Origin of the sequence: Polyangium sp. y55x31, assembly GCF_029946505.1 — a bacterium.
Classification (GTDB): Bacteria; Myxococcota_A; Polyangia; order Polyangiales; family Polyangiaceae; genus Polyangium.
Genome location: NZ_JARZHG010000016.1, coordinates 130529 through 147916, shown reverse-complemented (window position 1 = coordinate 147916; position 17388 = coordinate 130529). Strand labels below are relative to the sequence as shown.

The 17388-nt window shown below is 67.3% G+C and carries 16 protein-coding genes; 7 read left to right on the top strand and 9 right to left on the bottom strand.

All coding sequences use genetic code 11. The annotated features are described in order from the left end of the window. The gene (locus tag QHF84_RS26530) at nt 1–504 is read right to left on the bottom strand and encodes an MXAN_0125 family MYXO-CTERM protein (RefSeq protein ID WP_281316217.1); all 504 of its coding nucleotides are present in this window, start codon (nt 502–504) and stop codon (nt 1–3) included. 176 nt (nt 505–680) lie between these two features. On the opposite strand from QHF84_RS26530, the gene QHF84_RS26525 reads away from it, so the two are divergent. Beyond that, nucleotides 681–1499, top strand: a complete 819-nt coding sequence (locus tag QHF84_RS26525) for a metal-dependent hydrolase (RefSeq protein ID WP_281316216.1) — start codon at nt 681–683, stop codon at nt 1497–1499. A gap of 3 nt (nt 1500–1502) precedes the next feature. Here QHF84_RS26525 and QHF84_RS26520 read toward each other — a convergent pair whose 3' ends face one another. The 6 genes from QHF84_RS26520 to QHF84_RS26495 form a co-directional block, all read right to left on the bottom strand. Beyond that, the gene (locus QHF84_RS26520; RefSeq protein WP_281316215.1) at nt 1503–2507 is read right to left on the bottom strand and encodes an AraC family transcriptional regulator; all 1005 of its coding nucleotides are present in this window, start codon (nt 2505–2507) and stop codon (nt 1503–1505) included. 51 nt (nt 2508–2558) lie between these two features. Continuing rightward, the gene (locus QHF84_RS26515) at nt 2559–3317 is read right to left on the bottom strand and encodes a 2OG-Fe dioxygenase family protein (protein WP_281316214.1); all 759 of its coding nucleotides are present in this window, start codon (nt 3315–3317) and stop codon (nt 2559–2561) included. Between the two features lie 5 nt (nt 3318–3322). Next, nucleotides 3323–4747 (bottom strand): amidase family protein, encoded by a 1425-nt coding sequence (locus tag QHF84_RS26510; RefSeq protein WP_281316213.1) that lies wholly within the window; start codon nt 4745–4747, stop codon nt 3323–3325. Next, a complete protein-coding gene (locus QHF84_RS26505) occupies nt 4744–5364 on the bottom strand; it encodes a TetR/AcrR family transcriptional regulator (protein WP_281316212.1) in 621 nt (206 codons plus the stop codon). Before QHF84_RS26505 ends, QHF84_RS26510 begins: the two co-directional genes overlap by 4 nt. A 111-nt stretch (nt 5365–5475) precedes the next feature. Continuing rightward, complete coding sequence (locus QHF84_RS26500; RefSeq protein ID WP_281316211.1) at nt 5476–6813, bottom strand: C1 family peptidase; 1338 nt, start codon at nt 6811–6813, stop codon at nt 5476–5478. A gap of 107 nt (nt 6814–6920) precedes the next feature. Next, a complete protein-coding gene (locus tag QHF84_RS26495) occupies nt 6921–8267 on the bottom strand; it encodes a hypothetical protein (RefSeq protein ID WP_281316210.1) in 1347 nt (448 codons plus the stop codon). Between the two features lie 152 nt (nt 8268–8419). Between QHF84_RS26495 and QHF84_RS26490 the strand changes: the two genes are divergently transcribed. The 4 genes from QHF84_RS26490 (at nt 8420) to QHF84_RS26475 (ending at nt 12496) form a co-directional block, all read left to right on the top strand. Further along, nucleotides 8420–10201, top strand: coding sequence for an ABC transporter ATP-binding protein (locus QHF84_RS26490; RefSeq protein ID WP_281316209.1), 1782 nt, complete (start codon nt 8420–8422; stop codon nt 10199–10201). Nucleotides 10202–10294: 93 nt separating this feature from the next. Continuing rightward, on the top strand, nt 10295–10504 hold the full coding sequence (locus tag QHF84_RS26485) for a hypothetical protein (RefSeq protein WP_281316208.1): 210 nt from the start codon (nt 10295–10297) through the stop codon (nt 10502–10504). 34 nt (nt 10505–10538) lie between these two features. Next, on the top strand, nt 10539–11492 hold the full coding sequence (locus QHF84_RS26480) for an MvdC/MvdD family ATP grasp protein (RefSeq protein ID WP_281316207.1): 954 nt from the start codon (nt 10539–10541) through the stop codon (nt 11490–11492). Continuing rightward, a complete protein-coding gene (locus QHF84_RS26475; protein ID WP_281316206.1) occupies nt 11489–12496 on the top strand; it encodes an MvdC/MvdD family ATP grasp protein in 1008 nt (335 codons plus the stop codon). Before QHF84_RS26480 ends, QHF84_RS26475 begins: the two co-directional genes overlap by 4 nt. A gap of 3 nt (nt 12497–12499) precedes the next feature. Here QHF84_RS26475 and QHF84_RS26470 read toward each other — a convergent pair whose 3' ends face one another. Continuing rightward, on the bottom strand, nt 12500–13333 hold the full coding sequence (locus QHF84_RS26470; RefSeq protein ID WP_281316205.1) for a class I SAM-dependent methyltransferase: 834 nt from the start codon (nt 13331–13333) through the stop codon (nt 12500–12502). Nucleotides 13334–13634: 301 nt separating this feature from the next. Between QHF84_RS26470 and QHF84_RS26465 the strand changes: the two genes are divergently transcribed. Then, entirely contained in the window at nt 13635–14696 is a 1062-nt protein-coding gene (locus QHF84_RS26465; RefSeq protein WP_281316204.1) for a hypothetical protein, read from the top strand. Here QHF84_RS26465 and QHF84_RS26460 read toward each other — a convergent pair. After that, nucleotides 14693–15220, bottom strand: a complete 528-nt coding sequence (locus tag QHF84_RS26460) for a DinB family protein (protein ID WP_281316203.1) — start codon at nt 15218–15220, stop codon at nt 14693–14695. The genes QHF84_RS26465 and QHF84_RS26460 overlap by 4 nt on opposite strands. A 92-nt stretch (nt 15221–15312) precedes the next feature. On the opposite strand from QHF84_RS26460, the gene QHF84_RS26455 reads away from it, so the two are divergent. Continuing rightward, on the top strand, nt 15313–17220 hold the full coding sequence (locus tag QHF84_RS26455; protein WP_281316202.1) for a mucoidy inhibitor MuiA family protein: 1908 nt from the start codon (nt 15313–15315) through the stop codon (nt 17218–17220). Nucleotides 17221–17388: the final 168 nt, after the last annotated feature.

Genomic DNA, 17388 nt, shown 5'->3' with positions numbered 1-17388 from the left:
TCAACGCGCCCGGCGACGGCGCGCGAAGAGAAGCGCGGCGAGACCCAGACCCACGCCGGCGAGGCCCGGCCGATCGGCGCCGGACACGCTGCAGCCGGTCTCGAGCACGCGGTGCTCGACGGTATAATCGAGGACCAGCTTGAAGGCCTGCCCGTCGCCATCCAGGTTGAGCTCGTCGCGGTGGACGCCCGGAGAGGCATCCTCGACGTTGAGGAGCCCCGTTTCCCCGGCGGGGATGCCCGTTTTGTCGCTCGCGAACTTGAAGTCCTTGGCGATGATCTCGAAGGCGCAATTGTTGACGACGTCGAGGGAGCCATGACAAACGCATCCGTTCTCCGGCTCGACGTTCTCGACGCGCACGCAGGCGGGGGCGCCTTCGAGGCTCGCTTCGATCTTGATGACGGCGTCGCATCCGTCCCCCGCCTGGGGGCAGCCGGCATGCGCGGCGCGCGGAGCGAGGGCGAGGCCAGCAGCGAAAGAAATGGCAAGCGCAAGCAATTTCATGACAAGACCTCCATGCGCGCGACCGTAACACGAAACGCCCGCGGAGCGGTCCACCTCGCAAGACGGCACCGCCGACCTGCCGCCGTGGCCCCAGATGACACGGATCTGGCACGCGCGAACCTGCCGATTCTTGGCGCGTCGTGTCACGATCCGCATGTTCCGGCACGAGGTGAGCCATGTCCGTTTCCCCGACGATCGAGGTTCGGAATCTCCGGTTCGAGACCGACGAGCGGATCCCGCGTTTCTGGCACGGCGAGCGGCGGGCCGTCACGCTCTTCTTCGACAACCTCTCCATCTTTTTCCCGGCCGGCGAGCGATTCTTCATCGCGGCCGTGAAGGCCCATCGCGACAGGGTGAAAGATCCCCGGCTCCTCGCGGAGATCAAAGCCTTCGTCGCCCAGGAGGGCATTCACGGCCGCGAGCACGACCGGTACAACGAGATGCTGCGCAAAGAAGGGTATCCGATCGAGGCGATGGAAAAGCGGGTCGAGCGGATCCTGCGCCGCGCGACGAAGCTCTTGCCGCCGCGCTGGCGGCTCGCGGTGACGTGCAACCTGGAGCATTTCACCGCGCTGATGGGGCATTTCATCCTCGGCGATCCACGCCTCCTCGAAGGCGCGCACCCGGAGATGGCCGCGCTCTGGCGCTGGCATGCCGCCGAGGAGAACGAGCACAAAGCCGTGGCCTTCGACGTCTACCTCGCGTCGGGCGGTAACACGTTCGAGCGCTGTGCCCTGATGATCCCGACGACCCTGATCTTCTGGGCCAAGGTGATCGAGCACCAGGCGCGGCTCATGCACGAAAACGGGATCCTCTTCTCGCCCCGGGAATGGATATCGCTCGTCGATTTCCTCTTCTTCCGTCCGGGCGGCATGTTCAAGCTGTTCCTGCATTACCTCGATTACTACCGGCCCGGCTTCCATCCCTGGGACATGGATAACAGGGAGGAACTCGATCGCTGGAAGGCCTCGTATCGAACCGCGGCCTCGTCGTAAAGGTCACGGTTTGCGGAGCATGCCGGGGGTTCGTCCCGTCCAGCGCCGGAAGGCGCGCGCGAAGTTCGCCGCGTCGGAGTAGCCGAGCCGCTCGGCGATTTGCTCGCGCGAGAGGCTCTCGTCCCGGAGCAGCAGCATGGCGCGCTCCTGCCGCAGCTCGTCGAGGATCTCGGAATAGGAGGTGTTCGCGTCCGCGAGGCGACGCTTCAGCGTGCGCGGCGAGACGCCGAGGTGCTGTGCGATCTCCTCGAGCGAGCGATATCCCTCCGGCAGGGGCAAAAGCTCGCGGACCTTCGCCGCCGTCCGATCGTCCCGCCCGAGGGCCTGCATTTCCCGCTCGCATTGCTCGCGCGCGAGCTGCATCGCCACCGGATCGGCCATGTCGAGGGGCAAATCGAGGACCGACGAGGCAAAGACGATGCGGTTCGAGGGCTGACCGAAATGAATCCGCCCCGGCGCGAGATGTGAAAACCGCGGGAAATAAGGGGGCTCGTCGAACGCGAAATACGCGTCCCCCGCGAGCTCCTGCTTCGTGATGTCCCGGCCGATCCGGGCAATGCCCATCATCAGCGCGATGAGAATGAACTCCCGCGCCTCGCCGAGCGGCGCGCGCTCCTCGAAGACGAGCGACGCCGTTTCGCCCTCGACGTGCAGGTGGAAGGCGAGCGCCGTCGTGCGGGTGGGGACGAAACGAATGGCGAGATCGAGCGCCTGGCGGATCGTCCCGGCCGTCATGGCGGCGAAACCGAGATACCCGTGCGACGAGAGGCGCATCTGCAGGCCCATGAACACCGCGAGACCCGGCTCTCCGGTGAGCGCCGCCGCCCGCTTGACGAGCGTGCCCGTGGTCTCCAGGGATATCCGAGCCGCCGGGTTCGTCAGGGAATCACGCGTGAGCCCGAGCCCGGAGAGAAGCTCGTCCGGCGCGACGCCCCACCGCGCGGCGAGATCGACCAGGTGCAGCGCATACGCCGCCGGCAGATCTCCGCTCGCGTGACCCGCGCCCATGCACGCAAGAGAATCGAACAGGGCCGCCCCTGTCAAGAGGCGCGCGCGGGTTCAACGGTCCTGAAACCCATTCCTGCGGTACGTGAGGACCAACGTGTCGCGATGCCCGTGAGGCAGCGTCCCCGATTCTCCGCCGAGGAGCGGCTGGATCGGCGTGGACTCGTGGATCACGCGTTCGTCGTCGAGCAAGAGGAAGGACCACGGCTCGGTGAGCGTGAAGCGGATCCCCTGCGGACCGCGCGCATCGAAGACACGGGTCTCGCCGCCACGAATCCCGTGGCGCCCGATGAGGAACAACGCGACGAAGTCGACGCCGTCGCGATGCGCGCCCTCGGGCGTGGGACGCCCGATTCCCTCGCTCGTGTCGATCCGGAACTGGTGCGCTTCGACATACCAGGGCGACATGGGCTTGATCGCGGAGGAGAGCCGCGCGAGGGACGTGAGCAAGCCGGACCAGAACGGCTGCCCGATCAAGGTTTGCCGCATCGGCTCGAACCAGCGCTCCATGCCGCCGTGGAGCGCATTGTATTGCAGCGGCTGAAAGTGCGCGCGGTGCGGGACGGGCCGGCACGACGCCTCGTCGACGACGAACGAGGCGTGCCGGCGACGCCGGTAGTGCCCGCCGTCCTTGAGGTACGGGTCGAGCGGCATGTCGTCCCATTCCGCGGCGATCGCGGCCCAATCCGGGGGCGACGCGCCGGTGACGCCTTTGGCCCACGACGAGCTCGCGACGGCGAACCCCTGTCTCCGCACCGTCTCGGCGATGTCGGAGGATGGGGTGATCGGCGGTTCGAACTCGGCAGGCGACATGGGCGCTACCCTAGCACGGCCGCGGAGGCGCGCTCCCGCGCCGTGATCGTCACGGCCGGCCAGCGATGCCGCCACGGGGCGGCCGCTTCGAGCTGATAGGCGAGGCCGAGCAGGGTCGCCTCCTGTCCGAGCGGCGCGGCGAAATGGCTGCCGAGCGGCAAGCCCGATTCCGAGGAGCCAAGCGGCACGGACATGGCCGGGACACCCGCCATGCTGTAGATGGGCGTGAACCCCGCGAGCACCTCCGTGCGGCGAATGAGGAGCTCGCGATCGAGCCCCGGCGCGAGTGTGCCGAGATCGTATGGCGCGACGGGGAGGGTCGGGCACAGGAGAACGTCGTACGGTTCCATGTAGGAGAGCATTTGCGCGGAGGCGTGGGCGAACGCGGCCGCGGCGCGCGCCCGGGCGCCCTCGGGCAAACGGCGGTAATGGTGGATCAGCGCGAGGGTGAAGGGTTCGAGGTCGTCCTCGCCGATGGCTCGACCAAGCATGCTCTCCATGGTGCAGGCGAGGTCGTGCATTCCGGCGCCGGCCAGCGTGAAGAATGCGTCGGAGAGCGGCGCGCCGTCGATGGGCGGCGGCGGCGCCTCCACCACCTCGTGACCGAGGCCTGCGCAGAGCCGCATCGTCCGCTCGAGCGAATGCATCACCTCGGGGTCGGCCGCCCGCCCGACGAGCGTCGTCGAATACACGCCGATACGCAGCTTTCGATCGAGCGGACGATCCACGTATCCGACCCGCGGATGGGCGCTCGGATCCTCCGTGAGCGACAAGAGGAGCGCGCTGTCGCGCACGGTCCGGCTCACGCAATGGTCGATGAGGAAGTCGAACGGATCGGGCTGCGCCGTCGACACGCAGCGCCTGCGCCCCGGCTTGAAGCCGAAGAGGCCGCAGGCGGACGCGGGGATCCGGATCGATCCGCCGCCGTCACTCGCGTGCGCCATCGGCACCATCCCGCTCGCGACCGCGGCCGCGGCGCCGCCGGACGAGCCCAGGGCCGATTTCGAGAGATCCCACGGATTGCGGGTGATCCCGGCGAGAAGCGTCTCTGTGCTGCCGAGGAGGCCGAACTCGCTCGTCGTGGTTTTTCCGAGCGTAATGAGCCCCGCGGCGTCGAGGCTCTCGGTATAGGGTGACCCCGCCGGCGCCACGTGATTGCGGAAGAGGCGCGAGCCCATCGTGAGCTTGTGCCCGGGATACGCGAGCAGATCCTTGAGGAGGAACGGCACGCCGCCGAGCGGACCCGAAGGCCGTGATCGAGCCTTTTCCCGGGCCGCGTCGAAGTCCACGCTGGCGAGCGCGTGGATCGCGGGTTCGAGTCGTTCGATGCGCGCGATGGCCGCGTCCACGAGATCGAGCGCGCTCACCTCGCCGGACTTCACGAGGGCCGCCTGCCCGACCGCGTCGAGCTCCCAGAGATCTTGGCTCATGACTGCACCCATTTGGTAAAGCCGGACAAACCGGCGAGCTGGTAACTCCAGAACCCTTGAAACGCCTTGCGGATCTGCGCCTCGTCCGCATGGGATTCGAGGATCGATACGATCGTGCGGACCGTGTTGCGGAAGATCGTTTGCAGGACGAAACGCGCGATGGGGCTCACGCGCCTTTGCGGCGCGTCTTTGCGCAGCTTGGCGAGCGAGGGGCGCATGAGCTCCCGCACGAAAGCCCCGGCGAATCCCTCGTGCCGTGAGCCCTGGGCCCGATCGAGCAGCGTGATCACCTTCAAGCGATGCTCGATCCAGAAACGGAGGAGCTCTTCGCCGCGCTCCTCCGCACCCGCGTCGAGCTCGGTGGGCGCGGGCGCGCGCACGAGCGCCTGCACGCGCCTGCGGGTGAGCCGGAGGAACTGCGCCGCGAACTCGTCCGGCAGCGCCGCGTAAAACAGCGCGTCTTTGTGCTCGAAATACCGATAGATGTTGCCGGTCGAGACCCCGGCGCGGGTGGCGATGGCCGCCATCGTCGCGCCCTGGTACCCGGACTCGGCAAACACCTCTTCCGCCGCGCGAAACACCCGTTCGCGCACCTGTTCGTTGAGCTGTCGTGCCACGTCGTCCGCTCTCTAAAGTGAACAGTACGTTCACTTTAGAGGGACGTCAAGGGTGGGGCGGCGAAAAGTGAACGAGGCGTTCACTTTTCGCCGAGCGTGATCTCGGGGAGGCTACTCGTCTTCCTCTTCCTCGTAGCCCTCGTCCTCGTCGTCGCCTTCCTCCTCGTCGCCCTCGTCTTCCGCGGGCTCGATCTGCCAGCGCTCGATGACGGCGTCGACGAAGGCCTGCTCCTCTTCGGAGACGTCGTCGTCGGAGCCGACGATCTCCTGGAGCTGCGACGCGATCGAGGCGAGCACCTCCTGCGAGAAGACCTCGCCGAGGATCTCGATGGTCTCCTCCACGAGCTGCTCGTCGTCGAGGCGGCGCAGCGCATTGCGCAGCACCTTGTCCGCGCTTTGCCGCGAGCCGAGCTGCTCCAGCACGGGCGTGACGTGTGTTGCCGTGGCCGTGAGCTCGTCGTCCGCGATCTCCCCGTCCGCGCCCGCGGCGCGCAAGAAGAGGAGCGAGAGCCGCACTTCGAGCGGGACGTCGCCCATCCGCTCGAGCAGGCTCGCATATTCGTCCTCGTCGAGCTGGGCAAGGACACTCGATACGTCCTCCAGCACGGACTCCTCATCGTCCGACCAGGTCTCCTCGTCGGGCGGAAGGACGTCGATACGCTTGATGATCCACGAGTCGCCGAAGTTGTATTCCTCGTTGATGATGTAGCGATAAGGAATGTAGCAATACCCCTTGTCGCCCCACTCCGGCCCCCAGGAGTTGCGAACGATGAAGACCTGGTCCGGATCCGAATAACCTACGCAGAGCATCGCGTGCCCGCCGTGGCTCTCGCGCCCGGTCTCCCGCGGGGTCGGGACAGGCACGAGGCCCGCCTTCTTGTGCTTGTCGAACGAGGAGAAGAGCTTGACGCCGAAGATGATCGGGTGGCCCTCCGCGAGCGCCGTCTTCCAGGCCTCGAGGTTCGTCGGGACGAGCTCGGTGTCCTCGATGCGGAACTGCGCGGCTTCCTGGTACGCCTCGTCCGAGGGCTGCTCGTTGACGGCCTCGGGCTCGAAGGCCCACGTCTCCTCCGAGCACGCGCCGTACTCCTTGAGGCTCGTGATGACGGAGTGCAGGACGCTGCCCTGGTCCTCGATATTTTCGGGATCGTCGACGGCGCGGCCGTTGTAGTAGATGAAGAGGCGGCTCACGTCGTAGGCGTCTTCGCCCAGGTGGCGCTTGACGAGGTACTCGTAGGCGCCCGCCGTGGCGTTGGCGGCGCAGCTGTTCGTGTTCTTTTGATCCTCGACCGGCGACATGAACGGCCGGAGGTCGACCTTGGGGGGCAGCCGCGAGAGATTGCCTCGACCGGCGACGTAACGTTTCGCCGCGGCCTTGGGCGGCGCATACCGATATCCGAGGACGGCCCTCGACGAGCCGTCGGCTTGCGTGAAAGTGAACGAGTTCATTGCGGGTATCCCCTCGCGACGCGGGAGGAGACCCGCGCCTTTTTGGGCATCTCTACAACAGCGAGCGAGGACGTGGAACCAAAAAAAGCGCCCGCTCGGATCGGCTCTCAGGGCGCGGGGATGCAACCGAGCCGCTGGAGATGGATTCGTGCAGTCTGGTCCACCGGTGAGATCGCCGAATACGCGAGGAGCACGGCGTCACCCGTGGGGGATCCAAGGACAGCAATCGGCTGGGGGGGCCCGGGGGTTGCTTCGATCATCGCCGTGGCCACGACCGCGCCCGCGGCGTTGACGCGCTTCACCTCGATACGGTCGGCGGACAGCGCACCGTAGGACCACGCGGCGACGAGATCGTCGGCCATGCTGCTCGCGCCGACGGAGTCCGGATTGAGGTCACTCGATCCTGCCAAGGTGAATGGCGCCGCCACGGAGGTCCCTGCCGCGTCGAGCAAGTGCGCCTGGATCGTGGCCGTCGCCTCGATCCACCCCGAGCGCCCCACGGTCAGCCACGCGCCGTCGCTGCGGCCTGCCATGGCGAGCCCCATGATCCATGCTGGATTGTCGGGCGTCGTCGCGGCGAGCTCGGTGCCGACGGGATTCCCATCGGTGACGCGGGCGACGACGCCTCGTGTCGCGGCCCCGAGCGAGCCCGTGCAGCCCTTGGCACTCGCCGGGTCGTCATTGCTCGCAAAGCCGACGAGTGTTCCTTTCTCCGTATGGACGGCATCCATCAGCACGGAGGTCTTCGTGCAGCCGATGGGCGTGAATCCCTCCAGGGTGGGCTTCGGCTTGTCGTCATGGGCGAGCCCGACTAGGAGCTCGATCGTATCCCCGGTGTGGGGGCGCCCGTATCCGACGACGTGCCCCCCGGGATGCATGCGCAAAAGAGCTGCCTGCGTCGCGTCGGGCGGGAGCGAGGTGCCCCCGAAACCTATACCCATCGTGGTCATGAGATCATACCGCACGGGACCGGCGCTCGTGCCGCGGAGGACCGCGGCCTCGATACCTGCGCCCTCGGATATCGCGAAGGTCCCTTGCGCGTCGGCGAGCACTGCATTCGATCCGTCGACCGGCGGCCACGTGCTCCACGGATCCAGAAGGAGGCGCACGTGAATCTCGTTCAAGATGCCCGCGGGCCCCTCGACCGGCACACCCATGAACGCGAGCACGACGGTCTTCGCGTCGAGCGCCGATCGCACGAGCTTCGGGGAAAGCCCGGATTCGTTTGACGGCCAATCGACGACGAAAGGCTCTCCAAGGGGAACGAGCGCATCGCACGTCCCGCCGCCACCTCCCCCTGCCCCGCCTCCGCCGGCCCCGCCGGTCCCGCCTCCGCCGGCCCCGCCCGAGCCCGCCGATGTGGCATCCACGTCCTTGACCGTCCCGCCGCAGCCCACCGCAGCGGCGAGCGCGACGCCCGCCATCCAAGAGAAACGAGGTGATTGAATAGGCATGTCGCCGAGGTTACCACGATCCGCTCGGGGCATCGTGGCCATGTCGTGACCACGCCTCGGATCCTCGCGCCCTCCCCGTGTCGAAATCTCGTGTCCAATCCGCGCGACCTCGGGCGTAAGGGCTCGTGTTCTCGATTTCGAGGTCCTCCCCCGTGCCCGCGCCGCCCGCCTCTCCTCTCCGATCGTCGCTCTTCCGCACGGTCACGCTCGCGTGGCGCGCGAGCCCTTTTGCCCTCGCGGCCATGGTCTTCGCCGCCCTGCTCGCCGGCGCCGCGCCGACCGGCATGGCCTTTTATGCACGCCGCGTCCTCGACGGCGTCGCCCGCAGCGAAAGGCAGGTGGTCCTCGTCGGTATCTTCGCGGAGGCGGCGCTCCTCTTCCTCACGTACGTCGCCGGCGGGCTGAACCAGCTTGCCACCACGCGCATGCGCCTCACGCTCGGCTTCCTTCTTCAGCGGGCGATTCTCGAAAAGGCGATCGAGGTCCCTTACGCCTGCTTCGAGGACGCCGGCTTTTACGACGCGCTCACGCGGGCGCGGCGGGAGGCGGTCGGCCGGCCGGCGGCGGTGCTCACCGGTTTTTTCGCGATGGTGCAGGCGTTCGTGGTGCTCGCGGGATCCGCGGCGCTCCTCTTTCGATTCTCGCCGTTCTGCGCGCTCGCGATCCTCGTCGCCGCGCTGCCGAGCTTCTTCACGGAGACCGGCTTCGCGACCGCGATCTTCCGCCTCCAGAACCGGCGCGCCACCGAGGCGCGCGAACAGGCGTATCTGGAGCAAATCCTCACCCGCGACGACCATGCAAAGGAGGTGCGCCTGTTCGGAACGGGACACACGTTCCTCGAACGCGCGCGGCGGGTGTTTTCGCTCGTGTTCGAGGAGGATCAGGCGCTCGCGCGGAGGCGGCTCCTCGTGGGGCTCGGGGCGGACCTCGTGGCCCTCACTCTGTTTTATGCGATCTACGTTTTCGTCGCCTTCCGGGCCCTCGCAGGAGCGCTCACCGTCGGGGATCTCGGCCTCGCGCTCGTCACGTTCAAGCAGGGCGACGGCGCCCTGAAGCAGGCGCTCGGCAGCTTGCGAGGGCTCTACATGGATCAGCAGTACCTCGGAAACCTCTATGGGTTTCTCGATCGGGAGGTCCCCGCGAAGAAGCCGATCCTTCCGGCCCACGACACGCGGGAAGAGCAAGGGCTCCGCTTCGAGAACGTCGGGTTCACCTATCCGGGAGCGAAGCGGCCAGCGCTCGCGGGCGTCGATTTTTACCTCGCCCCGGGGAAAAAGCTCGCGCTCGTCGGAGAGAATGGCTCCGGCAAGTCGACGATCTTGAAGCTCGTCGCGGGGCTATACGAGCCCACCGAGGGGCGCATTCTCCTCGACGGGCGGGATCTTTCGGCCTGGGATCGAGAGGCCCTCCGCGCGCGCCTCGCCGTGGTGTTCCAGGACTTCGTGCGTTATCAGCTCCCGGTGCGGGAAAACGTGGCCCCGCGCGCCGCGGAAGACGCGGTCCCGGACGAGGCGATCACGCGCGCGCTCGCCCGCAGCGAGGCGGCGCCGGTCGTCGAAAAACTCGCGCGGGGCCTCGATCAGCGGCTCGGCAAATGGTTCCCCGGCGGCGTCGAGTTGTCCGGCGGCGAATGGCAAAAGCTCGCCCTCGCGCGGGCGTTCCTCCGCGAAAAGGCCGACCTGCTCCTCTTCGACGAGCCCACCGCGGCCATCGATCCCGCGGCGGAGGCGGCGCTCTTCGCGCGGGTCCGGTCGGAGACGGAGGGGCGCATGGCGATCCTCGTCTCGCATCGATTCTCCACGGTCCGGCTCGCCGACGAGATCCTCGTGATGGCGGGCGGGTGCGTCGCCGAGCGGGGCGGCCACGACGCGCTCCTCGGCGCGGAGGGTCGTTATGCAGCTCTCTTCCGCCTGCAGGCGGCCGGCTACCGCTGAAAAAAGATTCGACGACCTGTCCAATTCGAACGGGCAGGCGCGTAAGGCTGGATGTCGAGAAATTCGACGGAACCACATCGAAGGAGAACACCCATGTCCCTGCCGAACGACGAAGAAAACATGACCCCGCTCTTTGCCCACCTCCTCGTCGACGACATCCAGACGCAGTCGACGGAGCTGAACACGAGCGGCGGCGGCACGGCCCCGACGTACCACTGCCTCGACAGCGAGTGCACCAAGAAATACCCGTCCGACGCGGACGATTGCCTCAGCTACAAGCCGACCTGCGACTACACGCTCTGATCACGTCGCGAGGGAGAGGACCACGAGGATTATCATGGCCACACGAAGGGTCCTCCTGCTCTCGCACGCAAACGAGCCGTTCGTCACCGAGCGCGTCGCGGAGGAGATCCGCCGCCGCGGCGCGCTCCCCTATCGACTCGATACCGATCGCCTGTTCGACGACGGGACGTTCGGCGCCTCGCTCGCCGCGGCGGATCCCGGCACGATCTGGGTCCACGGCGAGCGCATGCAGCCGGATGCCATATGGCTCTGGCGCGCGTGGCCGCGGATCGAGGCGAAGGGAATGGCGGCGGCGGACAAGGAAGTCGTGAACCGGGAAGCGGGCGCCCTGTTTTTCGGGGCGCTCGCGCTCCTCGAAGGTCGATGGATCGATACGCCCGCTCGGGCCCGCGCCGCGGAGAACAAGCTGCTCCAGCTCAAGCTCGCGCGGGAATGCGGGCTCCGCGTGCCGGACACGCGTTTTACCTCGGATCCAGAGGCGGTGCGCGCGCTCTTCGAGGCCCATGATGGGCGTGTCGTGTGCAAGCTGCACGCGCCGCTCGAATACGGAATGCAAGGGGGTCGCGCGTTTCCGACGCGTCGTTTGCGTACCAAGGACCTCGCGCAGCTCGACGCATTACGAAGAGGGCCGATGATCTTCCAGGAGGAGATCCCGAAGGCCCTGGAGCTGCGCGTCGCCTGGGCGGGCGGGGCCGCGTGGACCGGCGCCCTCGACGGGAGAGATTCCGGCGCCGATTGGCGCTTTTCCAAGGTGGGATCCTGGGCGCCGCACGTGCTCGACGCGGCGACCAAGGGAAAACTCGCCGAGCTCATGAGGCGCCTCGGGCTGCGGCAAGGTTGCCTCGATTTGATCGTGACGCCGAGCGGCGAGACGGTGTTTCTCGAAGTGAACCCCACGGGCGAGTGGGGGATGCTCGAAGCCGAGCTCGGGCTCCCGATTGCCGCGTCGCTCGCAGAAACCCTGCTCCGGGAAGACGACGAACCATGAAAGTCCTCATTCTCACGCACAAGAACGACGCCCCTCCCTTCATCGAGCGCGTCGCCGAAGAAATTCGCGGCCGCGGCGCCGAGCCGGTCGTCTTCCACCTGAACGATTTTCCGGTGAAGGCGACGATCACCTTTGGCCAGGAGCCGGACGGCGAGTCGTTCGTCTTCAACGGCCACACGATCGGCAAAGGCGACGCGATCTGGGGGCGCCGTTATCACAAGGCAGAGGGTTTTCCGGAGAAGATGCACCCGGGCCACAAGCGGATGGCCCTCGCGGAGTCCGAGCGGTTTCTCCAGGGCGTGCTCGCCGCCTGCCCCGCATTCAAGGTGGACGCCTATGGGCGCGTCCGCGCGAGCGATCACAAGCCCCTGCACCAGCGCATTTTCCGGGAGGCGGGCATTCGAACGCCCCGTACGCTCGGGACAAACGATCCGGCGAAGGCGCGCGTGTTCCTTTCGAGCTGCCCGAAGGGGGCCATCGTCAAGATGCTGAGCCCCGAGTCTTTCGTGAAGGACGATGGCACGCTCCAGGTGATGATGACGACCGAGGTCGGTCCGGAGACGGTAAACCGGCTCGAACAGCTCCGCCTCTGCCCGATGTACTTCCAGGAGCGGATCGAAAAGGCGTTCGAGGTGCGCGCGACGGTGTTCGGCACGAAGATCTTCGCCGCCCGGATCGACTCGCCTCAATTCGAGGGAGCCGACGTGGACTGGCGGAACAAGGGGCTCGAAATGATCGGCCAGTGGCAGCACCACGACCTGCCGAAGCACGTCGAGGACGCGCTCGGCCGTTATCAGGACGCGGTGGGCATGCAATACGGCGCGGCCGATTTCATCGTGACGCCGGAAGGCGATTACGTGCTGCTCGAGGTGAACCCAGCCGGCGAGTTCTTCTGGCTCGAAGCCAATCCGCCGCATCACCCGATGGTCGCGGCCCTCGTCGACGTGCTCGTGGGTGTCCCGGGGGCGCGCCGCGCCGTCGACGGCTCCGCCTGCGGCGTGTAAAAGCTAAGGGGTCGTCGATCCAAACCGATATCGCACCATCCGTCCGACCTTCTTGAGCGCCGGAATTGCCATGAAGACGCGGGTCAAAAGGCGCGCCGCCCTCGACATCCTGGCGAGCTGCGCGGGATCGTGGCTCGTGACCTCCTCCACGAAGACGAGCTTCGGGACCTGTGCTTCGAGCTCGTGGAGATCGTCGAGGCCCCAGTGCACGGACGCGCCGGTGGCTTTGATCGATTGGTGACGCCGGAGGAGCCGCACGCCGAGGCGGCTGTAACAATCGAACGCCATTTCCCCCGCCGGCAGATGCGCCGTGAGGCGACCGAGGAGGCGGGGCACGTCGTCCTCGCGTAGATAAGGGAGGACCCCCTCGGCAACGATCATCGCCGGTCGATCCGACGGCACCGCGTCGAGCCATTGCGGATCCGTGAGCGACGTGCCGAGGAGCGTATACCCGGGGCGCTCCGGGTAGAGGCGACGGCGCAGCGTGATGACCTCCGGGTAGTCGACGTCGAACCAGCGGACGCCCGCGGGCGGATCGACCCGGAACACGCGGCTATCGAGGCCGCAGCCAAGATGCAGCACGGTGGCGTCGGGGTTTCGGGCGACGAATTCGCGGGTCCAGCCATCCAGGAGGTTCGCACGTATCGCCAGGGAGATCGCGTCGTCCCGACGGACCTTCAGCTTCGAGAAATCGTAATTCACCCGGCGGATGGCGTCGGCGGCGAAGCGATCACGCAGGAGGGAATCGGGCATGCGGCTCTCCTCCGCCTTGCCATACACCGTCAAGAGGAGGGTCTCTTTCTCCTCGCTCAGCGTCACCTTTTCTTCTGTCGTCATGATCCTCTCGTGATCGCGGCGGGTTCGGCCGCTTGCTCGCCTGCGAAGCAAGCTCACGGCATTTCCGAGGGGGATTGTCCGGTCCCGCGGCGTCCCTCCTTACGAAGAGGAGGATGCCCGATGTCCGGAAAAAGGTCTTCAGGCCACGCGAAGAAAGCACATTCCCGTCGGAGGCCGCGGCGCTGGCCGCGAGCCTCGTGGCGCTCGGCGCGAGCCGACCGTTTGCTTGCTCGAACCATTGACGCGACGACCCGCCCGTGAGACGCGGAGTCGCCGACGTGCGGGTCGGCGGAGGTCCGCGGTGAGACAACAACACTACCGTTTCGCGCATCAGGTCTTGATGAGCGCCGTGCTGCGTGACCCGTCCGCGTGGTGGGCGGCCGCGGCGGCGCAGGGCAACACGATGCTTCAGCAAGCGTGGGCCGCCGCGGGCGAGGGCCTCGGGCCCGAGAATCACGCCGACGGCTCGTCGCTCGTGATCACGCCGATGTACCCCGCGCCCGGCGTCGAGGCGCTCCTCATCACCCTGCCGCCTCCGCAGGCGCCCACCGAATGCCATTACGTCGCCCTCGTGCGCGCGGGCGGCCAGCCGCCTCGTTACTTCGTGGCGGAGCGGGGAATCGAGGGCGAGGGCGGCGTGCAGCGGGCCTACTGGGCCGAGTGGCGGCAGCCGCCGGGCGGAGGGATCATGCGCATTCGGGGCGCCGACCTCCCCGCCATCAGCCCCGAGGCCTTCCTCGCTGCAGCCGCCGCGGAATGCAGCGCTGCGCCCCCCGGTCCACAAGCCGCACCCTGGCCCGGCCCGCAAGGTCCGCCGTTGCCCGGCGTCCGGCCTGCCACGTCCGGCAAGATCAACCGGGTCGGCCTCTTCCTCGGCGCCGGCTGCTTCACCCTGGTCCTCTTCGTGTTGAGCATCGGCGGGTATCTCCTTTATCAGGAGGAGGGCCGCGGGCTGCACGTCCCCGATACCGAGGTCGCGAGTGTTGTCGTCGATCCGGACAAACCTTTCAAGATCCAGTTCACATGGGACGGCACCGGGTACGCGTTCAACAACGTCTGGCTCGTGGTCGACGAGGGGACGACGAGCGGCTCGAATTTCAAGGTGACCGGCAGCGTCGCCTGCTCCCGCGGGAGCCGGGCGCAGACGGTCGACGTCGGCCTCACGGGCTATGGAGCGCACAACGTCGAGCGGACGGGCGGAAACGGGTTTTCCGCCTGGCTTTATCTCATGGACGAGTACGAGCGTTCGTCGAGCCGACCCATCGAATGCTCGGGGACCATCGCGCCCACCGCGGGCCAGTGGACGAAAGCGCGTATCGTCGTGACCCAGCGGCAGCGGCCGAGCGATTGGTTTGCCAACTAGGCGCGGCCGTGGCGCGCCTTGTACAGGAGCCGTAGCTGGCCGATCTCGGCGGCGTTCTTCATGAGCTCGATGTTTGCCCAGGCAATCACGTGGCCGAGGGGTTTGTCGAACCACGCGACGTGTTGATCGAGGTCAGCCTCGGTGACGCCCTCGAGCGCCTGCGTCCATTGATCACGCAAGCGCGTCAGCCACGCGGCGGCGCCTGCGGCGCTGCCCGGCCAGTCCACGGTCTTCGCGTGCTCGATCATGTCGAGCGCCTCGCCGCGGCGCGCGCCGAACGTATGCGCATGGGCCCCCGTCCACCACCAGCCGATGTGCCAGGTCACCCAGCCGATCGTGGTCGTGGGCGGAGGGTCCGGCTCGGGCAAGACGAGATCGGCGACCCAGCGCCCGCTGCTCGGCCGAACCGTCCACGCCCCCGGCGCCGGCTCCCACAGGCACATTTCGTCGGTCAAGCCGTCGAGATGAAGGGCCAAAAGCGACCACGACACGTCGAGCTGGTAACGCAGCGTCGGTAAAAGCATGGCGGCATCGTACCCCGCGCGGCGCGCAACGTCACACATCTGATCGGACCGATAGATCCCCGGGGCGTCTCGCTCGTACAATAGGGCCTTCCATGACGCCGCCCCTCCCTTCGAAGTGGATCGCCCTCTCCCTCCTGTTCTCCGCGGCCCTCGGGTGCACGAGCACGCCCCCGCCGGTGACGCCACGCGCGGAAAATCCGCCGCCGAGCACGCCGCCCGTGTTCGCCCTGGCGGCGACCGTCGCCGATACGGCCGAGGACCCCGCCGACCGAGGCGTGGCGTCGCGTATCACGAGGGTGACCGTGTACTCCGATCGGGCGCTCGTGAGCCGCGAGGCGACCGTGGCGCTCACGGCCGAGCCCACGATCTTTCGTTTCAAGAAACTGCCCGGTTGGGTCGACGAAGGCTCCGTGCGAGCCTCGACGAGCGCCGGGAAGATCGTGGACGTGGCCGTCGAGCGGCGCTTTCTGGCGCGATCGACCGACGAAGGGTTTCGCAAGGTCGAGGAGAAACACAAGGCGCTGCTCCGGAAGCTGCAAGCGCTCGACGACGAGCTCGCGATCCTGGACGCGCAGCAAGAGCACGTCGAATCCATCAAGGTGTTTTCCGTGCAGAAGCTCGAAGGAGACGCCGTTACCCGCGACATCAAGGTCGATACGTACGGACAGGTGATCGATTTCGTCTCCGGGGCGCTGCGCAAGACGAGCGCGTCGCGGCGCGAGGTGCAGGCCGCGCGCGAGCAGCTCGCCCCCGACGTGGAGGCGAGCGCCAAAAACCTCGAAGAGCTGCGCCGCCTGACCAAGCTGGAAGAGACGACCGTGCTCGTGACGGTGCAAGGATCGGCCGCCGGCAATGCGACGTTGACGCTGACGTACGCCACGCCCGGCGCCACGTGGGAGCCGATGCACGAGGTGCGCGCGAGCTCCGCCGATCCCGACGGGGTGGAGCTCACGTCGTTCGCCGTGGTCACCCAGACGACGGGCGAGGACTGGAGCCACGCGGAGCTCTCCTTCTCCACGCAATCGTCCTCCGACAGCGAACGCATCCCCGAGCTCGAAATGCTGGCGCTCGGCAAGACGCAGGAGGTCACGCGGAGCGTGACGCGGCAGGTGACCTCGTTCAGCGCCGCGCAGAAGAAATTCGAGGAGCAGAACCGGCACTGGAACCGGATGAACCAGGCGACGTCGCAGCGCATCTCCGAGGTGGAGCAGTTCGAGCAGTCCTATTCGTCGAACCTGGCGCTGCTCGAACGTGTGCAGAGCAAGACGGTGGAGATCTTCCAGGGCCTGCAGACACGCGGCACGACGGCGCATTTCACGGCGAAGGATCCGGCGATCGTCCGATCGGACGGTCGCTCGATCCGGCTGCGCATCGGCTCGAGCCGCATCAAGGCCCAGCGCCACATCATCGCCGCCCCGGAGGAATCCCTCAATGCCGCCATCACCCTGGAGATGGCGAACAAGACGAGCCAGCCGCTCCTGCCCGGCAGCGTCGCGCGATATCAGGACGGCGCGTTCCTCGGCATGACCGACATCGAGTTCGTCGCCAAGGACGAGGATTTTTCCGTTTTCTTCAGCGTGGCCGACCAGGTCAAGCTCACGCGCGAGCTCGACAAACATCAGAGCTCGCTCCAGCGCAACGCGCGAAATCGCATGCAGCTCGCGTTCGTGAGCAAGGCGAAAAACCTCTCGGATCGCCCCGTCACCGTGGTCCTCGCCGAGCGGATCCCCGTCTCGGAGAACACCGAGATCCGCGTGAGCAACGTCAAGATCTCCCCGAACGAGAAGCCGGACGCGAAGGGGATCGTCCGCTTCAAGGTGACGCTCGGGCCACGCGAGGAGCGCGAGTTCCGCGTGTCGTACCAGGTCGAATACCCGCCGTCGCTCGTGTTCGACGTGCGGCGAAAGCAGATGCAATCGCCGCCCTCGCCGAGCCCCGCAGCTCCTCGCAAGAAGATGGACTTCGAGGAGCGGCTGATCGAGATCGAGCAGCAGTTCTGAGCCGCGGACAACCACGGGCTCGATCGAGGGCGGTCGCCGGCCGAACCGATCGACCGACGGCAGGGGTACGCGCGGCGCCGCGGGGTGGCGATGCGCGTCCACCGCTTTATGGATCCGCTGCGGCCGAGGGAGTCATTTCCTATGGATTCCAGCGCATCTGGACGACAC

Bases quoted from the DNA above. Each gene is read 5' to 3' on its own strand.
- QHF84_RS26530 (WP_281316217.1), bottom strand. From the start codon at position 504: ATGAAATTGCTTGCGCTTGCCATTTCTTTCGCTGCTGGCCTCGCCCTC.
- QHF84_RS26525 (WP_281316216.1), top strand. From the start codon at position 681: ATGTCCGTTTCCCCGACGATCGAGGTTCGGAATCTCCGGTTCGAGACC.
- QHF84_RS26520 (WP_281316215.1), bottom strand. From the start codon at position 2,507: ATGGGCGCGGGTCACGCGAGCGGAGATCTGCCGGCGGCGTATGCGCTG.
- QHF84_RS26515 (WP_281316214.1), bottom strand. From the start codon at position 3,317: ATGTCGCCTGCCGAGTTCGAACCGCCGATCACCCCATCCTCCGACATC.
- QHF84_RS26510 (WP_281316213.1), bottom strand. From the start codon at position 4,747: ATGAGCCAAGATCTCTGGGAGCTCGACGCGGTCGGGCAGGCGGCCCTC.
- QHF84_RS26500 (WP_281316211.1), bottom strand. From the start codon at position 6,813: ATGAACTCGTTCACTTTCACGCAAGCCGACGGCTCGTCGAGGGCCGTC.
- QHF84_RS26495 (WP_281316210.1), bottom strand. From the start codon at position 8,267: ATGCCTATTCAATCACCTCGTTTCTCTTGGATGGCGGGCGTCGCGCTC.
- QHF84_RS26485 (WP_281316208.1), top strand. From the start codon at position 10,295: ATGTCCCTGCCGAACGACGAAGAAAACATGACCCCGCTCTTTGCCCAC.
- QHF84_RS26480 (WP_281316207.1), top strand. From the start codon at position 10,539: ATGGCCACACGAAGGGTCCTCCTGCTCTCGCACGCAAACGAGCCGTTC.
- QHF84_RS26475 (WP_281316206.1), top strand. From the start codon at position 11,489: ATGAAAGTCCTCATTCTCACGCACAAGAACGACGCCCCTCCCTTCATC.
- QHF84_RS26470 (WP_281316205.1), bottom strand. From the start codon at position 13,333: ATGACGACAGAAGAAAAGGTGACGCTGAGCGAGGAGAAAGAGACCCTC.
- QHF84_RS26460 (WP_281316203.1), bottom strand. From the start codon at position 15,220: ATGCTTTTACCGACGCTGCGTTACCAGCTCGACGTGTCGTGGTCGCTT.
- QHF84_RS26455 (WP_281316202.1), top strand. From the start codon at position 15,313: ATGACGCCGCCCCTCCCTTCGAAGTGGATCGCCCTCTCCCTCCTGTTC.